This window comes from Nocardia sp. NPDC003183 (assembly GCF_053590715.1).
This window is the reverse complement of record NZ_JBSFTG010000007.1, coordinates 48,509-71,558: the sequence shown is the minus strand read 5'-3', so window position 1 is coordinate 71,558 and position 23,050 is coordinate 48,509. Positions and strand designations below refer to the sequence as shown.

Below are 23,050 nucleotides of genomic sequence, written 5' to 3'. Positions count from 1 at the left end.
TCACCGGTATGGCATCCGTCTTCAGCGCGATCATCGCAGGTCAGATCCCCGGCCGCTTCGTCTGGGAAGACGACGAGTTCGTCGGCTTCCTCACCATCGGCCCCGTCACCCAGGGCCACACCCTCGTCGTCCCGCGCGCGGAGATCGACCAGTGGCAAGACGTGGATCCCGCCGTGATGGCCCGGATGATGGGCGTGGCCCAGAAGATCGGCCAGGCCGTTCGCGTCGCCTTCGACGCCCCCCGCGCCGGCCTGCTCATCGCCGGCCTCGAGGTCCCCCACCTGCACACCCACGTCTTCCCCGCCTACACCATGGGCGACTTCGACATCTCGGGCGCGAACACCGACCCCACCCCCGAATCCCTCGACGAAGCCCAGACCAAGATCAAGGCCGCCCTCCGCGACCTCGGCCACGAAGCGAACGTCCCAGCCTGAGTTCTGCCCTGGATGGAACCGAAACGACCGGGCGCGCGTCTAAGACATCGAGTGGTCGTTGTGTGCGAAAGAGGAGAGACGATGCGAGTGGTTGGCTTTGCCGCCGGGGTGTGCGCTGTAGTGGCGCTCGCCGGATGTTCCACAGCGGTCGACGGGCAGCCTGAGGCCAGCGGGGCTCCGCTGACCAAGGAGCAGCTGTTCGATCCGTGTGCTGTGTCGGACAGTGTGTTGCAGGCGGCGGGCCTCGACCCGGCGTCGAAGGACAGCAATCTGTTCTCGGTCCCCCGCGCCGAGTGGAAGGGATGCGGGTGGCGTGCGGATGGCTACTTCATATCGTTCATGTCAACGGTTTACACCACTGATGAAATACGCTCGAACAACCGATACCACGACTTCAAAAATGTAACAGTCAGCGATCGGGATGGCCTCCAGTTCTATATTGGCAACGAGACACCCCCGGTAGAATGCGAAATAGCGTTCGATACCACCCAGGGTAGGGCACTCGTCAATGCGAGCAAATTCGTGGACAGTAAATCAACGACCGATCCATGTACTTTAGTCACGAATGCCGCCCCGCATTTCGTGGGTTCCATTCCACGCTAGTCGTGGGCCGTATCTACCGGGGAGATAGTTACTGCGATGGCAGAGATGAATGCACTAGCAAAAGACTTCCAGACTTTAGCGGGCGAAGCGGCTTCGGGCCGACTTATTATCGAGTATGACGCGGCGGAGCGCTGCGCGAAGTGGTGTGACGACTACATCAACGATCTACGAAACCTGTCCTTGCGCACCAGGAGGATGGTCGACGCCGACTCCTTCGGCAATCTCAACTCCGCCAAGACCCTCGCGAAGAAGTTCGTCGATCTAGCCGATGGCGGCGAAGGCACTGGTTCCTACCTCGACGCAGCCCGGCAGCACATCGAGATACTCACACAGATGGCCGACATGTATCGCAAAGCCGGTGCCGCATACAAGAACTGCGATGAGGCCACCCAGCTCGCCGTCAAGCAACAGACCAACAAACTAGACTGAATCCGGGGGGATAAATGACTTTCTCAGATTTCATGAGCAAACTGGGCAGCGTTGCATTGACAGCATCGAGCCCGTCCAGAATTGGAGACCGAATCGGTTCGTTGTTCGATTCCGACATCTCCGCCACGCAGTCCGAACTAGACGCCCAAGCTGCGGGCAACAGCGCACGGTCTCGCATCTACGCCGAGAATTCCAGCCTCGCCACTGGCTTTTCCGGTGAGTTCACCCCCCAGGTCGTGCCGCCCGTAATGGAACCGTTCCTTACGATGAGCCATTCGGACATCATGAAGTTTGTCGAGTCGATCAACCCCGCAACGATGAGCAACAGCGTTCAAGCCTGGCGGCAATTGGCGACCGACACAACAACGAAAGCCACTGCCTTCCACGACAATATCCAGAAGGAAATGGAACGGGGCTGGTCGGGAAGCGCAGCGAGTCAAGCGCTGGCGAGCACCAAAAGCTATCTCGCCGACGTGCACAAGGTCGACCAGGCTGCCTCCCTGATCGGCAACAAGATGGAAGAGGCCTACTCCGGCTTCAACCAGGTGAAGTACTCGGTACCGCACGAGTCCGACCAACAGAGCAGCACCGTCGCAGGATTAGTCGCCACCACGCTCTCGAACGCGGTCGCGCCCGGGCTCGGCACCGTAACCAATTTCGTCATGGACAGCACCAGCGCAGGCCGCTCCGATGCCGCCCAAGCCGCGGCTCGCCAGGTGATGGAGACCGTCTACAAGCCAGTCGCGCAACAGTCCGACACCCAGGTACCGAAGGTCCCCACGCCGGCGAAACCCCAGTCCGACAAGCCGACCGGCGACACCAACAAGGACAAGCCGACGGGCACCACCACCGACAAGCCCACCGGCACCACCACCAAGCCGAGCACCGACGACACCACCCCGTCCACCACGGAGCCGGAAACCCCCACCACCACCGACCCCGGTGACGACGACACCACCGACGACAGCACCACTGACGACACCACCGGCGACGAGACCACCGCGGCCACGACAACTCCGGAAACCCCCACCACCACTACCCCGTCAGGCACCAGCCCTGGCACGACTCCGGCCGGCACGTCCCCCGGCGGACTCGGCTCCGGCGGCGGAGCAGGCGCTGGCGCGGGTGCCGGAGCAGGCGCGGGCACACCCGGTGCGGCAGTCCCCGGTACCGCCGGTCAGAAGCAGGGCGCCGGTGCGGGCACGGGCACGGGTTCCGGTGCGTCGTCGGGCCGCTCGGGTATGTCCGGCATGGGCGGAATGGGCGCCCCCGGCGCGCGCGGCGGCGGCAAGGACGACGAGAACGAGCACCAGGCCCCCGACTACTTGCGCGGCGTTCACGAAGAACTGCTCGGCCCCGAACGCTTGCACGTCCCGCCGGTGATCGGCGGCGACGCATGACCGACACCTGGGAGCTGACCCCGTTCGAGTTCTGGGTCGCCTGGGAAACGCTCGGCCGCGACCGTATGCCCTGGCCCCTCACCTTCACGGCAGGTGTCGAAACGCAGGTCGAGTTCGACCGGGAGTGCCGTCGTGCCGCGGATTCGCTGATCGCCAAAATGGGCACCGACGAATCGCTGTACCACGCCTTGCACGCCCTCGCGCACCCCGAAATCCGGGTGGAACTGTTCGGGCACCGCTTCGACGGCCGCACCCGGATGGTCCGCGCCTGCGCGACCACCGAGGCGAGCAACGGCGTAGTCGCCGCCCAGCTCCCCGGTCCCGAATACGGCCAGGGCGGCAACATCCTGATCACCCTGCGCCCGGCCCACGCCATCGTCACCCGCCTGCTGGCGATCCTCCCGAAAACTCCCGCGGGCACCACCGGCGGCTTCAACGTCCACCGCGACGACTTCACCACCACCCCCGACCCCTACGCCCGCCACCGCACCCCCGCCGAACAAGCCCTCAAATTCCTCAAACGCCCCTTCACCACCTACGCGGAATTCCGCGTAGCAACCGGCCCGGCCCTGGACGGCTGGCAAGAAGGCGGCACCACCCTCCAACTGGTCGACTACACCGACGACGGCCGCTACCTCATCCAAGAAGGCGAACGAGTAGAAGTAACCCCCACCACCCCCGACCGAATCGAAGCCCACCTCCACCACCTGATCGAGAAAGCCACGGCCGGCACCCGCCAATCAGCCTGGTAGCCAACAGCACTGGTGGAAACATCCACAGCGGAAATCGTGTACAGCCCGGGGTGTCTGCACACGGTCTCCGCGGTAGCCCAGTTCTCCATGGCCGCTCACCCAGCCGAGGCTAGGCATCGAGCCGGGTGGCGACCGCCGGGATGACGATCGCGGCGGCGACGAGGTGGGTGAGCATCAGGGTGAGCTTGGTGTCGGCGGCCGCGTTCACGATCAGATCGGGGACGAGCGAGAGCGCGGTCAGTGCGATCGTGGTGCGTACGAACACCGTGCGCGGGCTTCGTGCCCACGTGCGCAGGGCGGCGGCGAAGAGGACGCCGATCGCGGCGAACATCAAGGTGAGCTGGGTGAATCCGGCGAGTGGGATCTGTTCGCCTGCGATTGCGAGGGAAACGCCGACGGCGTGGGCGACGGCGGCTACGGCCGTTGTCGCAGCCGCGGCGCCGACGGCCGCCAGTGCTGCCGGACGCCAGAAGGCGGAGTTGCTGCGGACAGTGGGCGCGGCGTAAGCGGAGGTGGTCATGTCGTACTCCCGTGTGGTGTGGGCAGCCCGTTGCCGCCTCTCCTCAGTTCCACGAACAGGCCCGGCCGAATACGACAGGTCTCGGCGAAGTTCTTTCTGCTCAGCCATGGGCCGGTGTCGGCGAGCGCCCTTGTTCTTTCGCCCAGGAAACGATGTACTGGGCTCCGGTTCGTTCCTATCGGAAGGTTTCGCAGATGCGTTTGACCGTTGGACTCACCACCGTCGTCGCGATATCCCTACTCGGGGCAGGCACAGCGTCGGCGGAGGTACGCGAGGCGAAGATTCAGTGCCTCGGTTCGAACGCGAACTTCCACCTGTACCCGTTCTATCTGTCGCTGGTGGCGACCTCATCGGACGACCGACCCGGCACCATTTCGATTCAGCCCCGGGGCGATTCGAACTTCGGCCCCTTCGGCTATCACGCGACCGTGAACTGGACCAATCTCGACACCGGCGAATCCGGCGTCGTCGCCCAGGACGGCACCGTCGGCGCCGACATGCCGAGCTTCGACGTGAACACCGGCTGGGGCACCGTCCGCCTGACCGGTGCGGTAGGCACCTCCGGTCTGTCCGCGGGCCAGACCATGCAGTGCTCCGGCGCAGACCTCTACGTGTCGTAGCGCTCGTCAGCCCGGCGGATCATCGAGCGGCACCGTCGTTCGCGCCACGGGCAGCAGGATTTCGTAGCGAGCCGGTCGCTCGGTCACGGCATGGACGGCGGCGATTTCGGTGAGCGCGCGGAGCGGATTCGATACGGTAGGCAGTAGCGAATCCGAGGAGGAAAATGTGCCGCGCCCACGGATCGGCGACTGGTTCCGCGACACCGGCCGATGAATACTCCGCTTCTGCACCAACGCTTTCCACGCCTGCGCGAATCCCTGCCGCATATCGGACTGAGCTCCGGCCCGACACCGGTCCGTAGGCTCGATGCGCTGCCTATCGGTGGCGCGCCGGTCTGGCTCAAGGACGACGGCGCGTTCGGTGACGGCGGGTGGGGTGGCAACAAAGTCCGCAAGCTGGAATGGATCCTGCCCGACGCGCACCGGCGCGGCTCCCGGACCATCCTGACCGTCGGCGGATTGGGGACGAACTGGGGACTGGCCGTCGCCCTGTACGCACGCGATCACGGGCTCGGCACCGCGCTCGCCCTCGTCGATCAGCCCGTGGACGAGCACGTTCGTGCCCAGCTGAGCCGACTCGAGAACTGTGGCGCCGCGCTGTATTTCACGCATTCGAAGACGCGGACCATCCTCACCGCGCCGATGCTGCTCGCCCGGCACACCAGTGGGTGGCATCTGCCCTACTTCCTGCCGCCCGGCGGGTCCTCGCCGGTCGGTGTCCTCGGCTACGTCGAGGCCGCGCTCGAACTGGCCGGACAAGTAGACCGCGGCGAGCTACCCGAGCCCACCCACCTCGTGACCGCTGTCGGATCCGGCGGCACGATCGCGGGGCTGCAGCTCGGATTGCGGATGGCGGGCTTGACGACCCGGGCAGTCGGTGTCGTCGTCAACGACACGCTGCGGTTGGACCCGGCGACGATCACCCGGCTCGCCCGCCGTACCGCGCGCCTGCTGCGTCAGCGAGGCGCGGACCTGTCCGATCTCGAACCGCGAGGCGAGGACATCGATATCGTCACCGACTGGCTCGGCAGCGGCTACGGCCACCCCACGTCGGAAGGCGAACGCGCCCAAACCTTGTCAGGCGACCGCGAGCACCTGCACCTCGAACCGGTCTACACCGCCAAGGCCATGGCGGCGCTGCTGGCGATGAACGAACAGGGCGCATTCGGCGACGGCCCCGTCCTCTACCTCAACACGAACGGGCCGCGCTGACCAAGCGAGTCCATGCCGGAAGTCACAGCAGTTCTACACAAGATGCTCACGCCTCCTGCTCAGGTACGCGCGCTCGGCGGGGTTCTGGGTGGCGGCAATCGCGGCGTCGTAGGCCGATCTCGCCTCGGCGCTGCGCCCCAACCGGCGGAGCAGGTCGGCGCGGGCGGCGTACCAGGCATGATAGCCGTCGAGTGGCAGTGAATCTATCTGTGCCAGCGCCACATTGGGGCCGTCCAGTTCGGCGATGGCGACGGCTCGGTTGAGGGCGACGATCGCGGTCGGGGTGACGGTGTAGAGCTGGTCGTAGAGGGCGACGATCTGGTTCCAGTCGGTGTCGCGGGGGTCGGCCGCGTCGGTGTGGACCGCGTTGATCGCCGCCATGATCTGATAGCGACCAGGTGGGTCGCCGCCTGCCGCGACTCGGCGCAGGCATTCGCGGACCAGCGCGTGTCCCTCGGCGATGAGGGTGTGGTCCCAGCCGCCGCGGTCCTGCTCGTCGAGCGTCACCAGCTCCCCGCCCGCGAAACGTGCCGCGCTGCGGGCGTCGATGAGCAACATCAGCGCGAGCAACCCGGCAACCTCGCCGTCCTCGGGCAGCAGATCGCGCATGATGCGGCCGAGCCGAACGGCCTCGGCCGTCAGGTCGGCCCGAACAGATTGCGCGCCTGCCAGATACCCCTCGTTGAAAATGAGGTAGATGACCTCGAGCACACCGCCGAGCCGGTCGGTGACGTCATCGCGATCGGGCACGCGGAACGGGATGTGCGCGGCTTTGATCTTGGCCTTGGCGCGGGTGATGCGTTGCGCCATGGTCGTTTCGGCAACGAGAAACGCACGAGCGATCTCGCCGACGGTGAGCCCGCCGAGCAGGCGCAGTGTCAGCGCGACTCGCGCCTCCGGCGCCAATGCCGGATGGCAACAAGTGAAGACGAGCCGGAGACGGTCGTCGTTGATCGGTCCGGTCGGTTCGTGCGGTGTGTGATCGTCGATGATCATGGCTGCCTGGTGTTTCGCGTCGCGCAGTGATTCCCGGCGGATCCGGTCGATCGCGCGGTTGCCCGCGGTCTTCGTCAGCCAGCCGCCCGGGTTGGGCGGTATGCCGTCGACCGGCCACCGTTCGATGGCGGTGAGCAGGGCCTCGCCCGCGGCGTCCTCGGCGATGTCGAGATCGCCGAACCGTCGAGCGAGCGAGGCGACCACCCGGCCGTACTCCTCGCGGTAGATCCGATCGATCCGGGCGCGAGTGTCGTCGCTCATGCGCCGTCGAACGTCCTGATCTCGATCTTCTGCTCGCAGACCTTCGACGCCCTGGCGGCGATCTTCAGCGCGGCATCGAGGTCGGGCGCCTCCACGACCCAGAACCCACCGAGGCATTCCTTGGTCTCGGCATACGGCCCGTCGGTGACAACCACGTCAGCACCGGTGTTGTCGACCGTGGTGGCCTCATCGATCCGTCCGAGCCCACCCGCGAAGACCCACGCCCCTTCGGCCCTGAGCTCGTCGTTGAACCTCCCCGTCGCCTCGTACTGCGGCTGCGCCTCCTCCTGCGGAATGTCATAAACACTCGGTTCGACAACAACGGAAAGCAGGTACTGAGTCATGGCGATTTCCCTTCCTCGGTGGCCGCCGATCGGCTGCCTCTACCCACACCACGAACGGGCCGACCCGGATACGACAACTCTCGACGAGATCCCCCGAATCTTCTCCGAAATGGGCGCATCGATCCACGAGCCCCGAGCATTCCGGGATAGCAGCTTTGCTGCTTGACCGCTTTACTGCCCAATGGGATAGTGGGGCGATGGGCAATTTTCGCGGATACGCGGCAATCCAGGGACGTGGCACGGTCGCGCTGCCCGCCGAGCTTCGGAAGAAGTACCGGCTGGACGAGCCAGGTGCGCAGCTGGAGATCACCGAACGCGAAGACGGCGTGATCGAGCTTCGGCCCACATTGCCGGTCCCAGTCGATGAGATCTGGTTCTGGAGCGAGGGCCACCAGGCAGCTGAACGCGAGGCCGAAGCCGATGTCGAAGCTGGGCGACACAGCACTTTCGACAACGCCGAATCGTTCTTGGCGCACCTCGACACTCTGGCGTCGGGGCCCAGCGAGGCGGTGGAGTGAAATACCGGACGCTTGCATCGTTCGATCGAGACTTGCGACGTCTGCCCGCTGAACATCAACGCATGTTTCAGCAAGCCCTACGCTCACTCTTCCTGCCGGCCATCGACGCCGGAGCGTTCGCGGGCTCACCACCTTGGCCGACACACCTGCGGATTCACAAACTGAGCAAATGCGAGGTCTACTCACTCACGTGGAATTTCACCTCACCGGACGGTAGGGCCACGTTGCACCTGGAGAAGACGAACGAGAGCGAGCCGATCCTGGTCTGGCGACGAATCGGCGACCACGGAATCTACGACCGCCCATAACGCCACCGCACCGGTCAGTTGGCCCCGGAGAACGCCACGCTGCTGCCCACTCCGATGATCATCGCCCCACCCACGCTGCCGACCGCCTCGAGTCGGCGCGGAGATCGCGCGAACCACGTCCGCACGGTGCCCGCTAGCAAGGCCCAAGCACTGTCCGAAGCCATCTGAATCACGAGGAAGATCGCCCCGAGCACCAGCAGCTGGGCGGGCAGTGCGCCCGCCTCCGGCACCGTGAACTGCGGCAGGACCGCACCGAAGAACACCATCGTCTTGGGGTTGGTCGCGCCGACAACGAAGCCCTGCCACAGCACCCGCCGACCGGTGGTGTTCGGCACCTCCGCTTCAAGCGCTGTCACCAATTTCTTCCGATCCCGAATCGTCACGACGCCCAAGTAGACGAGGTAACCGGCGCCGGCGACCTTCACGATCAGGAACAGCGCGGACGAAGCCATCAACACCGCCCCCAACCCGAAGGCCACCGCGACCAGCGGAACCCCCGAGCCGGCCACCGCGCCGATCACCGACAGAATCGCCTGCCTGCGCCCCAGGGTGAGTGCCCGCCCGATAGCGAACAGCACATTCGGACCCGGAATCACGATGATGACGAACGCGGCAACCACGAATGCCGCCGCATGAGACAGCGGAACCATCCACCGACCCTAACCGGCCACTGCCACAATGGTCACGAGACGAAAAAGGACCTGACCTGCTTTCACAGGTCAGGTCCTTGTCGAGCCCCCTGTCAGGATTGAACTGACGACCTTCGCTTTACAAGAGCGGTGCTCTACCACTGAGCTAAGGAGGCGGGTGGTGCGCGACTATCTTAGCCGCGCACGCCAACCGCGCGACACCGGATGGGTGTCACGCGGTGGCGGAGGAGATCAGGACTGGGCGCGGGCTGCGTCGTCGGCGGCCATCGCGTCACGCAGGCTCTTGGGCCGCATGTCGGTCCAGTTCTTCTCGACGTACTCGACGCACGCTGCCCGGCTTTCTTCGCCGAACACGACACGCCAGCCCGCCGGGACCTCCGCGAACGCGGGCCACAGGGAGTGCTGCTCTTCATCGTTGACCAGAACGAAGAAGCGGCCGTCCTCGTCGTCGAAGGGGTTGGTGCTCATTTCACCTCACTGGATACTGGCGCTGTGTACAGGATCACTGCGCGGCCGCGAAGCCACGAGCGTTGTGTCGACCCTAGCAAGGCATACGTTACTGGTAGGGAGTTACCCGATGCTGCCCCGGTCACGGCGGTCAGGCGGCGAAGAAGTCGAGCAAGATCTTGTTGATCGCCTCGGGTTGCTCCAGGTAGCCGTAGTGACCGGTATCCGGGACCTCCTGGTAGCGGGCGCCGGGAATGGCCTCGGCGACCTCACGCGAGAGGTACGGCGGAATCATCCGATCATCGGCGAACCCAATTGCCAAGCAGGGCACCGTAATCGAACGATACGCGGCGACCCGATCGAATTCGTGATCCATCGCTCGCTGGGCCCGGACACCGGCCGAGGGCGTCCCCACGCTGAACTCGAACAGATCGAGCCAGTCGCGCGCGGCGTTGGTGTCGGCCATCGTCGCGGGCGACAGATTCATCACCGCGCTCAACGCCGCCTCGAATTTCGCGGGCAGCTTCACCGCCGAGGCGTCGAGCTCCTGCTCACCCACCGACAACGTCTTCTGGAACTGATCCAGCCTGCCGTGTCCGGCCATGAACACGGCCTTGCGCACCAGGTCGGGCCTGGCAAGCGCCAGCTCCTGCGCCACCCGCGCACCCATCGACGTGCCCGCGACCAGCGCGGGGCCTTCGTCGAGGAACTCGATGAGCGCGGCGGTATCGGCGACCAACTCCTCGATCCGCATCCCACCCGGGGCCTCGAACGACGGCGCGATCCCACGGTTGTCGAACACGCAGACCCGGTAACCGGCCGCGACCAGCGCGGGAACCTGATGCAGCTCCCACACCCGGCCCGGCGAGCCCGTTCCCATGATCAACACCACCAGCGGACCACCGCCCTTGACGTCGGTGCCCTTGGTACGGTCGCCCTTGACCTGATAGTTCAGTGCGATGCCGTTCACCGTGGCAAGTGGCATGAAAGAAACCTCTCTGCGGGGTCGATCGTGTACTGCCCCACGGTAACGGGACCGCCACGACACGGCACCGGGGCGGGGTGTTACGCGTCGCTACTTCATCGGCCGTGCGCCGGCGCCCGATAGTATTGATCACTCGCAGGTAGAGCGCAGGGAAACCGGGAGGACGAACCCATTATGGCCGCGAAGAGCACCGCCAACGACATCGCCGACGACGAACTCGAGCCGCTTGCCGACGAGACCGCCCGCCAGGCACAGAAGGTCGTCGCGGCACACGCCGAAGACGCCGACGAATGCCGCATGCTGCTGTCGATGCTCGGCATCGCCCCCGCCTGACACAGCGCACCCCTGCGACGCATAAGGATGCGTGAGTGGACCAAATGATCGATCAACCGTCCAACGACCGTCCGTCCGAAAACAGTGAAACCCTCGTGCCGAACGGCGCTGGTTCGGGATTCGTTGTCGTCGCCAACCGGCTCCCGGTCGACCTCGAGCGCCTGCCCGACGGCACCACCAGGTGGAAGCGCAGCCCCGGCGGGCTGGTGACCGCGCTGGAACCGGTGCTGCGCAGCAACAAAGGCGCCTGGGTCGGCTGGGCAGGTGTGCCCGATGTCGAGGTCGAGCCGATCATCGAAGACGGGCTCGAGCTGTATCCGGTGCCGCTCACGGCGCAGGAGGTGGAGGACTACTACGAGGGGTTCTCCAACGGCACGCTCTGGCCGCTGTACCACGACGTGATCGTGCGCCCGGTGTACGACAGGGCGTGGTGGGCGGCCTATGTCGAGGTCAACCGGCGCTTCGCCGAGGAGACCGCCAAGGTGGCCGCCGAGGGCGCCACGGTGTGGGTGCAGGACTACCAGCTGCAGCTGGTTCCCAAGATGCTGCGCATGCTGCGCCCCGATCTGACCATCGGCTTCTTCCTGCACATCCCGTTCCCGCCGGTCGAACTGTTCATGCAGATGCCGTGGCGCACCGAGATCGTCGAGGGCCTGCTCGGCGCCGACCTGATCGGCTTCCACCTGCCCGGCGGCGCGCAGAACTTCCTCTACCTGGCCCGCAGACTGGCCGGCCAGCCCACCTCCCGCGGCACGATCGGGGTTCGCTCGAAACTGGGTGTCGTGCAGGTCGGTTTCCGCACGGTGCGCGTCGGCGCGTTCCCCATCTCGATCGATTCGGCCGAACTCGACGAGTCGTCGCGGCGTCGTTCAGTGCGCGAGCGAGCCGCGAAAATCCGTGCGGAGCTGGGCAATCCCAAGAACATCATGCTCGGCGTCGACCGCCTCGACTACACCAAGGGCATCGACATCCGGCTCAACGCGCTCCAGGAACTCCTCGAGGAGGGCCGCGTCGACCCGACCGAGACGGTGATGGTGCAGCTGGCCACCCCCAGCCGCGAACGCGTGCAGAGCTACATCAAGATGCGCGGCGACATCGAACGTCAGGTGGGCCGGATCAACGGTGAATTCGCCCGCGTCGGCTACCCGGTCGTGCACTACCTGCACCGCCCGATCCCCCGCGACGAGTTGATCGCCTTCTTCATCGCCGCCGACGCCATGCTGGTGACGCCCCTGCGCGACGGCATGAACCTGGTGGCGAAGGAGTACGTGGCCTGCCACAGCGACCTCAACGGCGCCCTGGTGCTGAGCGAGTTCACCGGCGCCGCGGCCGAGCTGCGTCAGTCCTACCTGTGCAACCCGCACGACCTGGACAGCGTGAAGGACGCGATCATCGGCGCCCTCGACGACGATCGCGACACCAAGCGCCGCCGGATGCGGTCCCTGCGTCGCCAGGTGCTCACCCACGATGTCGAACGCTGGGCGCGCGCGTTCCTCGACGCGCTGTCGCAGGGCAATGTGGCGGGTTCGGCGCTGATGAGCGACGAGCAGACCTACCCCGCCGACCAACGCTAGCGGCACACAGCGACCTCACAGCGTCGGTCCAGCCACTTCCCAGCGGGGTGGTGGAGCATAGGGGCATGAGCGGTGTGCCTGATGTGCCCGAGGCGCGGGTACTCGTCGTCGACGACGAGCCGATGATCGTCGAGCTGCTGGCGGTGAGCCTGCGCTACCAGGGGTTCGAGGTGGCGACGGCGGCCGACGGCGCCGAGGCGCTGGATCGGGCGCGCACGTTCCGCCCGCAGGCGCTGATCGTCGACGTGATGATGCCCGGCATGGACGGCTTCGGCCTGCTGCGCCGGCTGCGCGCCGACGGGATCGACGCGCCGGTGCTGTTCCTGACCGCGCGCGACGAGGTGGACGACAAGATCACCGGGCTCACCCTCGGTGCCGACGACTACGTCACCAAGCCGTTCAGCCTGGAGGAGGTGGTGGCGCGGCTGCGGGTGATCCTGCGCCGCGCGGGCCACGCCGAACCCGAGAAGGCGAGCACCCGGTTGCGCTTCGCCGATATCGAACTCGACGACGACACGCACGAGGTGTGGAAGGCGGGCGAGCCGGTGGCTTTGTCCCCCACCGAGTTCACGCTGTTGCGCTATTTCATGGTGAACGCGGGCAGCGTGCTGAGCAAGCCCCGGATCCTGGATCACGTGTGGCGCTACGACTTCGGCGGTGAGGTGGGCGTGGTGGAGACCTACGTGTCCTACCTGCGCAAGAAGGTCGACACCGGCGAGCAGCGGCTGATCCACACGCTGCGCGGTGTCGGCTATGTGATGCGTGAGCCGACGCGGTGAGCAGACTTCCCCTGCGGGTGACGCTGGTGTTGATGCTGGTCGCGCTGGCCGGATTCGGTTTGGTCGCTTCGAGTTTCGTGGTGACCAAGGCGATGGAGAACTCGCTGCAGAACCGCACCGATCAGCAGTTGCAGGACGCGGCGATGGAGTGGGAGCGGCGGGTGGGGCTGCCCGCGCCGAATCTGCCGCCGCCCTCCTCGGAGTCCGGACAGCCGCCCGGGCGATATTTCGTGACCGCCGAGAGCACGGACGGCACCCGAAAAGTGCGCCTCGACAACGTCTTCGGTACCGATTCCCAGCCCGACCTACCCGATCCGCCCGCGCTACAGCCGATTACGGTCGGCTCGACGGACGATTCGGGCGATCAGTGGCGGGTGCTCACTGTCAACGGTCATCGCGCCACGGCGACGGTCGCGTGGCCGCTGGCCGAGAACATCGAGACGGTGCGCAATCTCGTTGTGCTGCAATTGATCGTCGGCGCGATCGTGCTGATCGCGCTGGCCATCGCGGCCTATTTCGTGGTGCGCGGCAGTCTGCGACCGCTGCACCGGGTCGAGGCGACAGCGGCGGCGATCGCGGGGGGCGAACTGCATCATCGAATCCCGGTGCACGGCAACGTCACCGAGGTCGATCGTCTGTCACAGTCGTTGAACAGCATGCTGACCCAGATCCAGCAGGCCTTCGCCGCCACCGAGGCCTCCGAGACCGCCGCGCGCGTTTCCGAGGCGAAGATGCGCCGTTTCGTCGCCGACGCCAGTCACGAACTGCGCACCCCGCTCACCACGATCCGCGGCTTCGCCGAGCTGTACCGCCAGGGCGCGACCACCGACCCCGCGATGTTCATGAACCGCATCGAACACGAGGCACAGCGCATGGGCCTGCTGGTCGAAGACCTGCTCATGCTCGCCCGCCTCGATGCCCAGCGCCCCGTGGAACTGGGCCCGGTGGACCTGCTGGCCGTGGCAGGCGACGCGGTGCACAGCGCCCGCGCGGTCGAAGCCGCCGCGGGCCGACACCACCCGATCACCCTCGACATCGCCGAAGGTACCGGCACCCTGGAAGTCCGCGGCGACGAACACCGCCTGCGCCAGGTCCTCACCAACCTCCTCGACAACGCCCGCACCCACACCCCCGACGGCACCTCGATCACCGTCCGCCTGACCCCAGCCACCGACGAGGTCGGCCTCGAGGTCGTCGACACCGGCCCCGGCCTCACCACCGAAGACGCGAACCACGTCTTCGAACGCTTCTACCGTGCGGATATCTCCCGGACCCGCCGCGGCACGAGCGACAGCAACGCCACCATGACGAGCGGCAGCGGACTCGGCCTGTCGATCGTGGCGGCACTCGTCGCGGCCCACGGCGGCACAGTTCAGGTCGAGGCCACTCCGGGTGGCGGCGCGACCTTCGCCGTACGGCTGCCACGCGGCGACCAGGCCGGCTCAGCGTGAGCACCGAGCCGGCTGGTCGCGGCGTGCATCGATCAGACCGGCGTGACCTGAGCGACCAGCCAGCGGTTGTCCGCCTTGTCCAGGGTGACCCGCACCCGGCTGCCCGAGGTGGCGCCCTCAGGTGAGTCCTTGCTGGTGGTCAGCTGGTTCAGGTACAGCAGGACGACGGCGTGTTCCGGATCCGCCGAGACCACGCCCTCGGCCTGGGTGGTGGCCTTGACGGTGAGCTGCTTCTCCTTGGCGCCCGGCGCGATGGCCTGCTCGATCAGCTTCAGGTAGTCGGCCCGGAACGACTCGGTGAGATTGTCGGCCGCCCTCGGCAACTCGGTGTCGACGGTGGCGGGCTCATAGGTGAACATCGCGCTCACCGTCCGGCTCGCGGTGCTCATCGCGTCGGTGCGCGCCTGCTCGGTCTTGTCCTGCTGCCACAGCTGATACCCGCTGACGCCCAGGATGACGGCCGCGATCACACCAGCCGCCGCGAGGGCGCCGAAGACGATCTTGATTCGCTTGCTCATCCCACGAACTCCACTTTCGACACGGTCATCCCGGAATCGCCCTTCGACACGGTGATCCGGAATCGATACTGGCGCGACTGCGGTTCGGCCGACCCGGTGTTGCTCACCATCTGCTTCGCGGCCACCAGCACCTTGGCCGAGTTCTCGTCGACGGACTCGATCCCCGACTCGACGACCTCGCCGGTGGAGACCACCTTCGCCTGCTTCACCACATCCATGAACGGGTCGACGCGACCGTCGAACTCGTTCTTGAACTCGCCCGAGGCCACCGCCAGAATCCGGTCGATGTCTTCCTTGGCGGAGTCGGCGCGGATGGTGGTCAGGTTGATGACCGCCTGCCGGGCGGTCTGGGTGTATTGCGCGCGCAGATCCTCGTCCTGATTGCCCGACCGTGCCGCGAGCGCAGTGAACGTGGCACCGACGACCAGAGCCAACACCAGCACCGCGGCGGCGGCGAGCCCGATGATCTGCCCGAGCCGCGTCAGCTTCGCATCTTCTTCGTCTAGCTCGGCCGAATCATCATCGGCCTCCTCGTCCACCACCACGGCCTTCGTCAACTCGACGGGAGCCGCGACTACGGTGGCTTCCTCGGCCGTAGCCACCTCGGCATCGGCCACCTCGGCCGATTCGACCGCACCCGCGTCGACTGTCACGTCGACGACCTGCACATCCTCCACCGGCGGACCCGCCGACCTAGCTGCCCGCCGACGCGGGCGGCCGTTGTTGCTTTCACTCATCTCTGCTGCTCCTCCAACATCGCCTGCCAGCTGGCCGGGACAGTGCCCGAGCCGTCGGAGGCGATATCACCTTGGCGGTACATGCGTCCGTCCGGGCCAAGATAGCTACCCGTGGACGGATCATAGGGGCGCGCGGCGGCGGGGGTGACTCCGCCGGTGGACGCGCCGGTGGGGGCCGAGGCCGGGGCTACCGGCTGCGGCGCGCCGAACGGCGGGTTCGTGCCCTGCGGCACGTACCCCGTCCGGCACAGTTCGGGAGTGGGCGCCCGGACGCCGGGATACTCCATGCACGGACTGTTGCGAATACCGCGCACTTCGATCGGAGAATCCTGAGCTACCTTGCAGTACAGCCCTTCCGGAGTGTCGATCGGGCTGAAATCACTCGGCTCACGCCACTGGTCGGCGGGCAGGAAGCCGGTGGTGCAGGCGGGCGGGTCGTGGACCACGGTCATGAAGTCGACCATCGCGCCGTACTTGGTGGGTCCGCGCAGGACCGTCCGCAACGCCGCGATCAACGGCGGGAAGACGACCAGAAGTTGTTCGAGACCAGCGTGATAGGTCACCCCCACCTGGCCGAGGCTCACCAGATTGCCCGCCAGCAGCGGCAGCGTCGGACGCAGACTCTGGAACTGCTCGGTCACCTTTTGCATCGCGGACGGGCTGTCGCGCAACAGGTTCCGCAAGGTCGGGTCGGACTCGCGGAGCTGATCGGTGAGGGTCGCGAGATCTGTTGTCCAGGAACGAATATTGGCATCGGACTGGACCTGGGTGTCGAGCAGCGGACCGATCTGATCGAGCAGCTTCTTCGTCGGTTCCACATCGGTTTCGGCCTGCTGCACCAGCAGCGCCGCCGAGTCGATGAACCGCTGCAGGTCGGGGCCCGCGCCGTTGAACGCCAGGAACGCCTCGTCGATCACCTGGCGCAGCCGGGTATCGGCGACGGTCGAGAGCAGCTTGTCGGTCTGGTCGAGCAGCGAGCCCACGTCCTGAGGCAGCCTGGTGCGCTGCACCGGGATCACCGAACCGTCGCGCAGGTCGCCCGAGGTGGAATTCGCCTCCGGCACCAGGTCGACGTACTGCTCGCCGATCGCCGAAACACTGCGCACCCAGGCGATCGAGTCCGACGGCACCTTGTAATCGCTGTCGATCGACAGGTCCGCCTCGACCCCCGCCGTGGTGAGCCGCACCGCCTCGACCTTGCCGATATTGGTGCCGCGGTAGGAGACATTGGCGGTGGGATACAGCCCGCCGGTGGCGGCGAGCTGGACCGTCACCCCGTAGCGGCCGATCCCGAACATCGCGGGTAGCTGGATGTATGTCCCGCCCATCACGACGAGACCGACCACGGTGAGTACCGCGAAGATCACGAGCTGAACGTGGACGAACCTGGTGAGTTTCATCGTCCCGCCCCTTCCTGGCCGGGCAGCGGCACGGTGATTCCGGGGATGGAGGGCAGGCCGGGAATGGACGGCAGTCCGGGCAGGGTCGGCGTCGGCGCCGCACTGGGTGCGGGTGCCTGCGGGAGCTTCGTCGGATCGCCCGCGTCGGTCGCCGTCGTAGGCGCGAAACTACCGAGCACGCCCTCGACCCCACCGAAGCGGCCGCCGAGCGGAGTACCGGTGAGCCAGTTGCTGTCCAAGCGCTTACCGGTCAGGTCGAAGGTGATGTAGAGGTTGAGGTAGTCACCCTTGATCGCGTTGCCGATGTTCTTGATCGGGAACGGGAAGGAGGGAATGATGCCCATCGCGTCGACGAGGTTGGTGCCGGTGTTCGCCAGGGTCTCCAGCACCGGGCCGAGGCTGGCCAGGTTGGCCTTCAGATCGTCACCGCTGGTCTGGATGATCCGTTCGGTGACATCGCTGAGCTCACCCAGCGCGGTGACCGCCCTGGTGATGTTGGCCGTGCGGTCGGCGAGCGCGGTCAGTGCCGGGTGGATATCGTCGATCGCGCGGGCCAGCACGTCCTTCTGGTCGGCGAAGTTGCCCGCCAGCCGGTCGAGGCCCTCCATCGCGGCGATGATGTTGCCGGTCTGCCTGTCCAGGCCGGTGGTCAGCTCGTTGAGCTGCGGCAGCAGGTCGGCGATCTCGGCCTCGCGACCGTTGAGCGCCGCGTTCATCTCCCTGGTGATGGTCTCGAGCTGGGCGATGCCGCCGCCGTTGAGCACGACCGACAGCGAAGACAGCACCTGCTCGGTGGTCGGGTAGGCGCCTGCCCGCTCGAGTGGGATCACGTCGTTGTTTCGCAGTTGCCCCACGGCGGGCGTATTGGTGGGGGCGGACAGTTCGACGTGATTGCTGCCGAGCAGGCTGGTCTGCCCGATCTTGGCGATCGCGTTGGCGGGCAGTTTCACCTCGGGATTCAGCGATACCGTGACCAGCGCGTGCCAGCCCTCGACGTCGATCCCGGTGACATTGCCGACCTCGACGTCGTCCACGCGCACCGGCGAATTCCGGGTCAGCGTGGTGACATTGGGCATCTGGATCCGCACCGTGTACGAACCGGGGCCGGAGCCCTCGGAGCCGGGCATGGGTAGCGAGTTCAGCCCGTCCCACTGACAGCCGGTCGCGCCGAGCGTCACGGCGACACCCACCGCCAACCCGGCGAGCATGCGTTGGGGCGTCATCGTTGTCCTCCTGGAACCGCGAGTCCGGCGAGACCGTTCGGCACGGTGATCGGAGCCGTCGCCGGGGACGCAGGCGCGGCCGGCACCTCCGCGGCCAAACTCGGCGGGCTGTACGTCAACTGGCCGGGCAGGGCCTGCGTGCCGCCGACCGGGTTGAGCATGATCGGCACGTAGTTCATCGCCAGCGAACTGATCACCGGAGCGATGAATTCCGCGCACAGATCCGCCGACCGGTCCGAGTCGTTGTGCTCGAGCGCGCGGATGGAACCGCAGAGGAAGGTCAGCGGGCTGGACGTATTGTTCAGTGACACAGAGCCGCTGAGCGAACCCTGAGCCGGCTTGTAGATCTGGTAGAAGTTCACCAGCGCGGTCGGCGCGGAATGCAGCAGCCGTTCGATCTCCGGCCGCTTGTCGACCAGCGTCTGGGTGACATCGGCGAGCCGCTCGACACCGTCGGTGAGCTCGGCGCCACTGCCTTCGAGGAAGCGCTTCACATCGGCGAGCGCCACATCCAGACTGTCCAGCCCCGCACCCAGCTCCTCCGACGCACCCGCGAGTACCGAGGCCACCGAGGCCAGGCGGCCGCCGAACTGCACGATCTGCTCGTTGCTCGCCGAGAGCACCTCGACGAACTTCTGCAGGTTGCGGATGGTGCCGAACAGGTCGGTTCGCCCGTCGGACAAGGTATTCAGCGTCGCCGACAGTTCGTGCAGGGTGTCACGGAACTTCTGTCCGTTGCCGTCGAGGTTGTTCGCGGCAGTGTCGACGAAACGCCCGAACGAGCCCTGCTGGTCGTCGCCGACCGGACCGAGAGCGGTGGCGAGATTGGAGAGTTCGGCTTTGATGTCGTCCCACTCCACCGGGACCGCGGTGCGCTCGATCGGGATCTGCGCGCCGTCGGCCATCTTCGGGCCACCGTCGTAGGCGGGCGCGAGCTGGATGAACCTGGCCGACACCAGCGAAGGTGCGATCAGCACGGCGCGCGCGTCGGCGGGCAGGTCGATGCCGCGGTCGACCGACATCCGCACCTGTACCCGGCCCTCGCCGGGCTCGATCGAGTCGATCTTGCCGATCTTGACTCCGAGCATCCGCACCTCGTCGCCCGCGTACAGGCCGGTGGTCGAGGTGAAGGCGGCGGTGATCTTGGTCTTGCCGATGCCGAGGGTGGTGTAGACCCCGACCGCGACCAGCGCGACGATCACCACCACGGCGACCGCGAGCGTCCAACGCGGCACGCCACGGACTTTCGATGCGATACCACTCATCGCGGCGGATCCTCCTCGGTCGGCACGATGCTCGGCGGCGCCGGGTGCGTGAAGATGTCGATCAGGTCCTGCGGCAGGTGCTCGGGCCAGACCAGCGCGTCCACCAGTGGACGCAGCTCGGTACTCGTCGCGTTCACCACGTAGGCGTTGAACCACGGACCGTTGCCGACCTGCTCGCCGAGTGCCGAGGCGTAGGGGCCGATACCCTCCAGCGCCTCCGACAGGTTCTCCTTGTTGCGCTGCAACAGGCCGAGCACCGAATTGAGCCGGTCCAGTGTCGGTTTCATCTGCGCCTCGTTGTCGGCGACCAGCCCGGAGAGCTGCTTGGCGACCGAGTCGACGTAGACGATCAGCTGATTGATGGCAGCACGGCGGTTGTCGAGTTCGCCGAGCAGGTTGTTGCCGTCGAGCAGGAGCGCGTTGAGCTGCGAACTACGGTCGGCCAGCACCTTGGTGACGTTCTGCGCCCGGCCGAGCAGATCGGTGAGCGCCTGGTCGCGCGTATTGATGCTGCGCGAGAGCGCGGTAACGCCGTCGAGGGCGTTGCGCAACGGGCCCGGTGTATCGGCGAAGGCGGCCGAGAGCACATCCAGGGTCTTGTCGACCTGATCCATGTCGAGATCGCGGACGGTCGCGCCGAGGTCGCTGAGTGCCTCGTTGAGCGAGTACGGCGAGGTGGTCCGGTCGAGCGGGATGGTGTCGGAGGTACGCAGCGCGCCCTGTCCGGTCGGCACCACATCCAGGGACTTGCGACCGAGGACCGTGTTGGTCTTGATCGCGGCGGATGTCTTCTGGCCCAGCACGATCGACTCGTCGAGGGTGAACTTCACCAGCACCTTGGGACCGTCGAGCGAGACCTGGTCGACTTCACCGGAACGCACACCGGCCACGTGCACCGGGTCGCCCGGCACCAGCCCGCCCGCGTCGACGAAGAACGCGGTGAAGGTCGCGCCGGAGCGGATGAACGGCAGCTTGGTGTACTGCAGGGTGGCGAGCGAGATCGTCACCACCAGCACAATGCCGACGATGCCGATGGTGACGGCCGACGACTTCTTCTCACTCATTGGGCGTACACCTTCCGGTCGCCTGCAGGCCCGGCGCCTTCACTTCCATCGGCTGACCGTTCGGGCCGTCGACAACGAAGTTGGTGCCGCAGATGTACAGCTGCAGGAACGAACCGTAGGCGCCGACGCGGACGAGTTGCTTGTAGGTCTGCGGCAGCTTCTCGAGCACCCATTGGAGGTGGTCGGAGCCGTTGTCGAGGTTGGTGGCCAGCCTGCCGGTCTGCTCGATCGTGTTGCGCAGGTCGGGGCGGGCGGTCGTCAGCAGGTCGTTGAGTTCCTTTGTCGCACCGGCGATCCGCGGTAGCGCGGCGCCGATCGGGTCGCGTTCGGCGGCCAATCCGCTGACCAGGCGCTGCAATTCGTCGATCGTGGTGGCGAACTGCTCGTCGCGATCGTCGATGGTGGCCAGCACGGTGTTCAGGTTGTCGATCACGCTGCCGATCAGGGCATCACGGTCGGCGAGGGTCTTGGCGAAGCTGCCGCCGCTGTTGAGCAGCGAGACCAGGGTGCCGCCCTGGCCCTGGAAGATCTGCAGCAGCGCCGAGGTCAGGTCGTTGACCTGACCGGGATCGAGCCCACGCAGCAGCGGCTTGAAGCCGCCGAGCAGCAGGTCCAGATCCAGTGCTGGCGTGGTCTGCTCCTTGCCGATGGTGGCGCCGGCGGGCAGCTCGCGGGCCGAGCCCGGACCTTCCTTCAGCTCCAGGTACCGGTCACCGACCAGGTTCTCGTACTTGATCGCCAGGCGGGTGCTGGAGAGCACCGAGTATTTGGTGTCCACGTCGAACTCGACATGGGCGAGATCGTCGTCGCCGACCTTCACCGAGGTCACCGAGCCGACCGGCACACCCGCGATCCGCACCTTCGACCCCGGCAGCATGCCCGAGGAGTTGGTGAACACCGCCTTGTACCCGTTCTCGCTGGAGAACCGTGCCTGACTCAGCACGATCGCCAAGCCGGCGAACACCAGCGTCATCACCACGGTGAAGATCGCGAGCTTGACTGTCGTCGCCGTGTTTCTCACCGTGTCACTCCCGGCAGTCCTTCCAGCAAGAGCTGGAAAACCTTTGGTGCGCTGTCGTTCAACGCGAGCGGCGCGGTACTGGGTGTGTACACCGTGCCCTGACTGGTATCGGTCACCACATAGTTCGAGTGGCTGTCCGGTGCGCGGGTGACCACGCCCTCACAATGCGGTCCGCCGGTGGCGTTCACCTTGGGCAGGTCCTTGGGGTAGGTGTAGGGCTTGGAGCCGGGCATGAGCGAGGCGTTCATACCGACGCCGGGCAGCACGCCGCCGAATACCTCCTCGGCCAACGGCATCAGCGGGCCGAGGCCGTTGATGATGCAGCTCAGCGCGGGCGCGTACTCGAACAGCAGGTTGGTCGTCGGCCGCAGCAGGTCGAGCGCGGTGACGAGGTCGGATTCGTTCTCCCGCAGCACCGAACCGGTGGTATCCGACAGCCCGATCACGTTCACCAGCACATTGTCGAGCTCGGCTTGCATCTCCGACAGCGTCTTCGCGGTGACCGTGGCGTTGTCCACGGTCCGCAGCAGCGCGCCGGAGGCATCGGCGTAGATATTGGTCACCTGGGCCGTCTTGTCCAGATCCTGTTGCAGCGTGGGCAGATAGGGGTTGATTTCGCGCAGGTAGCGATCCGAGCGGACGAGCAGGTCGCCGAACTTGTCGCCGCGGCCCTGCAGTGCGGTGCCGAGCGCGGTCAGCGTGGCGTTGAGTTTCTCCGGCTCCACCTGGGCGAGCACATCGGACAGGTGCTGGAACAGCGTGTTGAACTCCACCGTCACCGACGTCGCCGCGACCGTGCTGCCCGGCTTCAGCGGACTGGACGACGGCTGTTCGGGGACAACGAAGTTCACGTACTTGGCGCCGAACACCGTGGTCGAGCGAATGTCGACGCCCGCGTTCGACGGCACCAGCTTCAGCTGTTCGGGGTCGACCTCGAGCATGATCTGCGCGCCGTCGTCGCGCAGGTTGATCTCGGCGACCCGGCCGATCTCGACGCCGCGCACCTTCACCTTGGCGTCGGGGTCGAGCACGAGGCCCGAGCGGGGAGCGTCGACCAGCACCTTGGCGGTGGTGGTGAACGCACCTTGGAAGAGGGCGAACGCGAAGGCCGCGAGCCCGACGAGCAAGCCGACCATCGTGAGCGCGGCGAGCTTGCGCCCGAGCCCGCCCTGCAATGCGGCAACGATCCGTGAAGTGTCCATCACG

General features: G+C 66.4%; 27 protein-coding genes and 1 tRNA gene. 12 read left to right on the top strand and 16 right to left on the bottom strand.

Features of this window, described 5'->3' with window-relative positions; all coding sequences use genetic code 11:
• The first annotated feature begins 8 nt into the window (after window positions 1-8).
• The 5 genes from ACWDXS_RS21510 to ACWDXS_RS21490 all read left to right on the top strand — a co-directional run bounded on the left by ACWDXS_RS21510 (window position 9) and on the right by ACWDXS_RS21490 (window position 3,618).
• Window positions 9-434: an HIT family protein gene (locus tag ACWDXS_RS21510; protein WP_449968060.1), complete on the top strand. Its 426-nt coding sequence runs from the start codon at window positions 9-11 to the stop codon at window positions 432-434.
• Window positions 435-515: 81 nt separating this feature from the next.
• Window positions 516-1,037 carry a DUF3558 domain-containing protein gene (locus ACWDXS_RS21505; protein ID WP_379312197.1) on the top strand — a complete coding sequence of 174 codons (522 nt, stop codon included), beginning with the start codon at window positions 516-518 and terminating at the stop codon, window positions 1,035-1,037.
• 36 nt (window positions 1,038-1,073) lie between these two features.
• The gene (locus ACWDXS_RS21500; protein WP_449968056.1) at window positions 1,074-1,466 is read left to right on the top strand and encodes a hypothetical protein; all 393 of its coding nucleotides are present in this window, start codon (window positions 1,074-1,076) and stop codon (window positions 1,464-1,466) included.
• Between the two features lie 266 nt (window positions 1,467-1,732).
• Window positions 1,733-2,866: a PPE domain-containing protein gene (locus ACWDXS_RS21495; RefSeq protein ID WP_379312199.1), complete on the top strand. Its 1,134-nt coding sequence runs from the start codon at window positions 1,733-1,735 to the stop codon at window positions 2,864-2,866.
• Window positions 2,863-3,618 (top strand): ESX secretion-associated protein EspG, encoded by a 756-nt coding sequence (locus ACWDXS_RS21490; RefSeq protein ID WP_449968053.1) that lies wholly within the window; start codon window positions 2,863-2,865, stop codon window positions 3,616-3,618. The genes ACWDXS_RS21495 and ACWDXS_RS21490 overlap by 4 nt, the downstream gene beginning before the upstream one ends.
• Window positions 3,619-3,727: 109 nt before the next feature.
• Here the strand turns inward: ACWDXS_RS21490 and ACWDXS_RS21485 are convergent, their stop codons facing one another.
• Window positions 3,728-4,138 carry a DUF6069 family protein gene (locus ACWDXS_RS21485; protein ID WP_449968050.1) on the bottom strand — a complete coding sequence of 137 codons (411 nt, stop codon included), beginning with the start codon at window positions 4,136-4,138 and terminating at the stop codon, window positions 3,728-3,730.
• A 194-nt stretch (window positions 4,139-4,332) separates the two neighbouring features.
• On the opposite strand from ACWDXS_RS21485, the gene ACWDXS_RS21480 reads away from it, so the two are divergent.
• A complete protein-coding gene (locus ACWDXS_RS21480) occupies window positions 4,333-4,758 on the top strand; it encodes a hypothetical protein (RefSeq protein ID WP_378990619.1) in 426 nt (141 codons plus the stop codon).
• Window positions 4,759-4,764: 6 nt separating this feature from the next.
• Here the strand turns inward: ACWDXS_RS21480 and ACWDXS_RS21475 are convergent, their stop codons facing one another.
• Window positions 4,765-4,962, bottom strand: coding sequence for a hypothetical protein (locus tag ACWDXS_RS21475; RefSeq protein WP_449968047.1), 198 nt, complete (start codon window positions 4,960-4,962; stop codon window positions 4,765-4,767).
• 6 nt (window positions 4,963-4,968) lie between these two features.
• Here ACWDXS_RS21475 and ACWDXS_RS21470 point away from each other — a divergent pair, with 6 nt between their 5' ends.
• A complete protein-coding gene (locus ACWDXS_RS21470) occupies window positions 4,969-5,970 on the top strand; it encodes a 1-aminocyclopropane-1-carboxylate deaminase/D-cysteine desulfhydrase (protein WP_449968045.1) in 1,002 nt (333 codons plus the stop codon).
• Window positions 5,971-6,003: 33 nt separating this feature from the next.
• Here ACWDXS_RS21470 and ACWDXS_RS21465 read toward each other — a convergent pair whose 3' ends face one another.
• Both ACWDXS_RS21465 and ACWDXS_RS21460 read right to left on the bottom strand, forming a co-directional pair.
• On the bottom strand, window positions 6,004-7,227 hold the full coding sequence (locus ACWDXS_RS21465; RefSeq protein ID WP_449968042.1) for an RNA polymerase sigma factor: 1,224 nt from the start codon (window positions 7,225-7,227) through the stop codon (window positions 6,004-6,006).
• A complete protein-coding gene (locus ACWDXS_RS21460; protein WP_387446296.1) occupies window positions 7,224-7,571 on the bottom strand; it encodes a YciI family protein in 348 nt (115 codons plus the stop codon). The genes ACWDXS_RS21465 and ACWDXS_RS21460 overlap by 4 nt, the downstream gene beginning before the upstream one ends.
• Before the next feature lie 197 nt (window positions 7,572-7,768).
• Here ACWDXS_RS21460 and ACWDXS_RS21455 point away from each other — a divergent pair, with 197 nt between their 5' ends.
• Window positions 7,769-8,089 (top strand): AbrB/MazE/SpoVT family DNA-binding domain-containing protein, encoded by a 321-nt coding sequence (locus ACWDXS_RS21455; RefSeq protein WP_378990624.1) that lies wholly within the window; start codon window positions 7,769-7,771, stop codon window positions 8,087-8,089.
• A gap of 322 nt (window positions 8,090-8,411) precedes the next feature.
• Here the strand turns inward: ACWDXS_RS21455 and ACWDXS_RS21450 are convergent, their stop codons facing one another.
• The 4 genes from ACWDXS_RS21450 to ACWDXS_RS21435 form a co-directional block, all read right to left on the bottom strand.
• Window positions 8,412-9,047, bottom strand: a complete 636-nt coding sequence (locus ACWDXS_RS21450; protein ID WP_387446292.1) for a LysE family translocator — start codon at window positions 9,045-9,047, stop codon at window positions 8,412-8,414.
• Window positions 9,048-9,130: 83 nt separating this feature from the next.
• Window positions 9,131-9,202 (bottom strand) — tRNA-Thr (locus tag ACWDXS_RS21445).
• A gap of 76 nt (window positions 9,203-9,278) precedes the next feature.
• Entirely contained in the window at window positions 9,279-9,515 is a 237-nt protein-coding gene (locus tag ACWDXS_RS21440; protein ID WP_022565839.1) for an MbtH family protein, read from the bottom strand.
• Between the two features lie 130 nt (window positions 9,516-9,645).
• Window positions 9,646-10,479, bottom strand: a complete 834-nt coding sequence (locus ACWDXS_RS21435) for an alpha/beta fold hydrolase (protein WP_449968039.1) — start codon at window positions 10,477-10,479, stop codon at window positions 9,646-9,648.
• A gap of 174 nt (window positions 10,480-10,653) precedes the next feature.
• Here ACWDXS_RS21435 and ACWDXS_RS21430 point away from each other — a divergent pair, with 174 nt between their 5' ends.
• From ACWDXS_RS21430 to ACWDXS_RS21415, 4 genes are all read left to right on the top strand, one after another.
• Window positions 10,654-10,812 carry a hypothetical protein gene (locus tag ACWDXS_RS21430; protein WP_165610244.1) on the top strand — a complete coding sequence of 53 codons (159 nt, stop codon included), beginning with the start codon at window positions 10,654-10,656 and terminating at the stop codon, window positions 10,810-10,812.
• A gap of 44 nt (window positions 10,813-10,856) precedes the next feature.
• Complete coding sequence (locus ACWDXS_RS21425) at window positions 10,857-12,386, top strand: alpha,alpha-trehalose-phosphate synthase (UDP-forming) (protein ID WP_378990802.1); 1,530 nt, start codon at window positions 10,857-10,859, stop codon at window positions 12,384-12,386.
• A gap of 65 nt (window positions 12,387-12,451) precedes the next feature.
• The gene (locus tag ACWDXS_RS21420) at window positions 12,452-13,165 is read left to right on the top strand and encodes a response regulator transcription factor (protein WP_378990627.1); all 714 of its coding nucleotides are present in this window, start codon (window positions 12,452-12,454) and stop codon (window positions 13,163-13,165) included.
• Between the two features lie 32 nt (window positions 13,166-13,197).
• Window positions 13,198-14,616, top strand: coding sequence for a sensor histidine kinase (locus ACWDXS_RS21415; protein WP_449968335.1), 1,419 nt, complete (start codon window positions 13,198-13,200; stop codon window positions 14,614-14,616).
• A 32-nt stretch (window positions 14,617-14,648) separates the two neighbouring features.
• Here ACWDXS_RS21415 and ACWDXS_RS21410 read toward each other — a convergent pair whose 3' ends face one another.
• The 8 genes from ACWDXS_RS21410 to ACWDXS_RS21375 are packed head-to-tail and all read right to left on the bottom strand — an operon-like array spanning window position 14,649 to window position 23,046.
• Window positions 14,649-15,134, bottom strand: a complete 486-nt coding sequence (locus tag ACWDXS_RS21410; protein WP_378631700.1) for a h domain protein — start codon at window positions 15,132-15,134, stop codon at window positions 14,649-14,651.
• Window positions 15,131-15,871, bottom strand: a complete 741-nt coding sequence (locus tag ACWDXS_RS21405) for a hypothetical protein (RefSeq protein WP_449968034.1) — start codon at window positions 15,869-15,871, stop codon at window positions 15,131-15,133. Before ACWDXS_RS21405 ends, ACWDXS_RS21410 begins: the two co-directional genes overlap by 4 nt.
• Window positions 15,868-17,271, bottom strand: coding sequence for an MCE family protein (locus tag ACWDXS_RS21400; RefSeq protein WP_387446285.1), 1,404 nt, complete (start codon window positions 17,269-17,271; stop codon window positions 15,868-15,870). The genes ACWDXS_RS21405 and ACWDXS_RS21400 overlap by 4 nt, the downstream gene beginning before the upstream one ends.
• Window positions 17,268-18,494 carry an MCE family protein gene (locus ACWDXS_RS21395; protein WP_378990632.1) on the bottom strand — a complete coding sequence of 409 codons (1,227 nt, stop codon included), beginning with the start codon at window positions 18,492-18,494 and terminating at the stop codon, window positions 17,268-17,270. Before ACWDXS_RS21395 ends, ACWDXS_RS21400 begins: the two co-directional genes overlap by 4 nt.
• Entirely contained in the window at window positions 18,491-19,759 is a 1,269-nt protein-coding gene (locus tag ACWDXS_RS21390; RefSeq protein ID WP_449968030.1) for an MCE family protein, read from the bottom strand. The genes ACWDXS_RS21395 and ACWDXS_RS21390 overlap by 4 nt, the downstream gene beginning before the upstream one ends.
• A complete protein-coding gene (locus tag ACWDXS_RS21385) occupies window positions 19,756-20,823 on the bottom strand; it encodes an MCE family protein (RefSeq protein ID WP_378631693.1) in 1,068 nt (355 codons plus the stop codon). Before ACWDXS_RS21385 ends, ACWDXS_RS21390 begins: the two co-directional genes overlap by 4 nt.
• Window positions 20,816-21,844: an MCE family protein gene (locus tag ACWDXS_RS21380; protein WP_378990635.1), complete on the bottom strand. Its 1,029-nt coding sequence runs from the start codon at window positions 21,842-21,844 to the stop codon at window positions 20,816-20,818. The genes ACWDXS_RS21385 and ACWDXS_RS21380 overlap by 8 nt, the downstream gene beginning before the upstream one ends.
• Window positions 21,841-23,046: an MCE family protein gene (locus tag ACWDXS_RS21375; protein WP_378990637.1), complete on the bottom strand. Its 1,206-nt coding sequence runs from the start codon at window positions 23,044-23,046 to the stop codon at window positions 21,841-21,843. Before ACWDXS_RS21375 ends, ACWDXS_RS21380 begins: the two co-directional genes overlap by 4 nt.
• Window positions 23,047-23,050 lie beyond the last annotated feature (4 nt).

Bases quoted from the DNA above. Each gene is read 5' to 3' on its own strand.
- ACWDXS_RS21510 (WP_449968060.1), top strand. From the start codon at position 9: ATGGCATCCGTCTTCAGCGCGATCATCGCAGGTCAGATCCCCGGCCGC.
- ACWDXS_RS21505 (WP_379312197.1), top strand. From the start codon at position 516: ATGCGAGTGGTTGGCTTTGCCGCCGGGGTGTGCGCTGTAGTGGCGCTC.
- ACWDXS_RS21500 (WP_449968056.1), top strand. From the start codon at position 1,074: ATGGCAGAGATGAATGCACTAGCAAAAGACTTCCAGACTTTAGCGGGC.
- ACWDXS_RS21495 (WP_379312199.1), top strand. From the start codon at position 1,733: ATGAGCCATTCGGACATCATGAAGTTTGTCGAGTCGATCAACCCCGCA.
- ACWDXS_RS21490 (WP_449968053.1), top strand. From the start codon at position 2,863: ATGACCGACACCTGGGAGCTGACCCCGTTCGAGTTCTGGGTCGCCTGG.
- ACWDXS_RS21485 (WP_449968050.1), bottom strand. From the start codon at position 4,138: ATGACCACCTCCGCTTACGCCGCGCCCACTGTCCGCAGCAACTCCGCC.
- ACWDXS_RS21480 (WP_378990619.1), top strand. From the start codon at position 4,333: ATGCGTTTGACCGTTGGACTCACCACCGTCGTCGCGATATCCCTACTC.
- ACWDXS_RS21470 (WP_449968045.1), top strand. From the start codon at position 4,969: ATGAATACTCCGCTTCTGCACCAACGCTTTCCACGCCTGCGCGAATCC.
- ACWDXS_RS21465 (WP_449968042.1), bottom strand. From the start codon at position 7,227: ATGAGCGACGACACTCGCGCCCGGATCGATCGGATCTACCGCGAGGAG.
- ACWDXS_RS21460 (WP_387446296.1), bottom strand. From the start codon at position 7,571: ATGACTCAGTACCTGCTTTCCGTTGTTGTCGAACCGAGTGTTTATGAC.
- ACWDXS_RS21455 (WP_378990624.1), top strand. From the start codon at position 7,769: ATGGGCAATTTTCGCGGATACGCGGCAATCCAGGGACGTGGCACGGTC.
- ACWDXS_RS21450 (WP_387446292.1), bottom strand. From the start codon at position 9,047: ATGGTTCCGCTGTCTCATGCGGCGGCATTCGTGGTTGCCGCGTTCGTC.
- ACWDXS_RS21440 (WP_022565839.1), bottom strand. From the start codon at position 9,515: ATGAGCACCAACCCCTTCGACGACGAGGACGGCCGCTTCTTCGTTCTG.
- ACWDXS_RS21435 (WP_449968039.1), bottom strand. From the start codon at position 10,479: ATGCCACTTGCCACGGTGAACGGCATCGCACTGAACTATCAGGTCAAG.
- ACWDXS_RS21430 (WP_165610244.1), top strand. From the start codon at position 10,654: ATGGCCGCGAAGAGCACCGCCAACGACATCGCCGACGACGAACTCGAG.
- ACWDXS_RS21425 (WP_378990802.1), top strand. From the start codon at position 10,857: ATGATCGATCAACCGTCCAACGACCGTCCGTCCGAAAACAGTGAAACC.
- ACWDXS_RS21420 (WP_378990627.1), top strand. From the start codon at position 12,452: ATGAGCGGTGTGCCTGATGTGCCCGAGGCGCGGGTACTCGTCGTCGAC.
- ACWDXS_RS21415 (WP_449968335.1), top strand. From the start codon at position 13,198: ATGCTGGTCGCGCTGGCCGGATTCGGTTTGGTCGCTTCGAGTTTCGTG.
- ACWDXS_RS21410 (WP_378631700.1), bottom strand. From the start codon at position 15,134: ATGAGCAAGCGAATCAAGATCGTCTTCGGCGCCCTCGCGGCGGCTGGT.
- ACWDXS_RS21405 (WP_449968034.1), bottom strand. From the start codon at position 15,871: ATGAGTGAAAGCAACAACGGCCGCCCGCGTCGGCGGGCAGCTAGGTCG.
- ACWDXS_RS21400 (WP_387446285.1), bottom strand. From the start codon at position 17,271: ATGAAACTCACCAGGTTCGTCCACGTTCAGCTCGTGATCTTCGCGGTA.
- ACWDXS_RS21395 (WP_378990632.1), bottom strand. From the start codon at position 18,494: ATGACGCCCCAACGCATGCTCGCCGGGTTGGCGGTGGGTGTCGCCGTG.
- ACWDXS_RS21390 (WP_449968030.1), bottom strand. From the start codon at position 19,759: ATGAGTGGTATCGCATCGAAAGTCCGTGGCGTGCCGCGTTGGACGCTC.
- ACWDXS_RS21385 (WP_378631693.1), bottom strand. From the start codon at position 20,823: ATGAGTGAGAAGAAGTCGTCGGCCGTCACCATCGGCATCGTCGGCATT.
- ACWDXS_RS21375 (WP_378990637.1), bottom strand. From the start codon at position 23,046: ATGGACACTTCACGGATCGTTGCCGCATTGCAGGGCGGGCTCGGGCGC.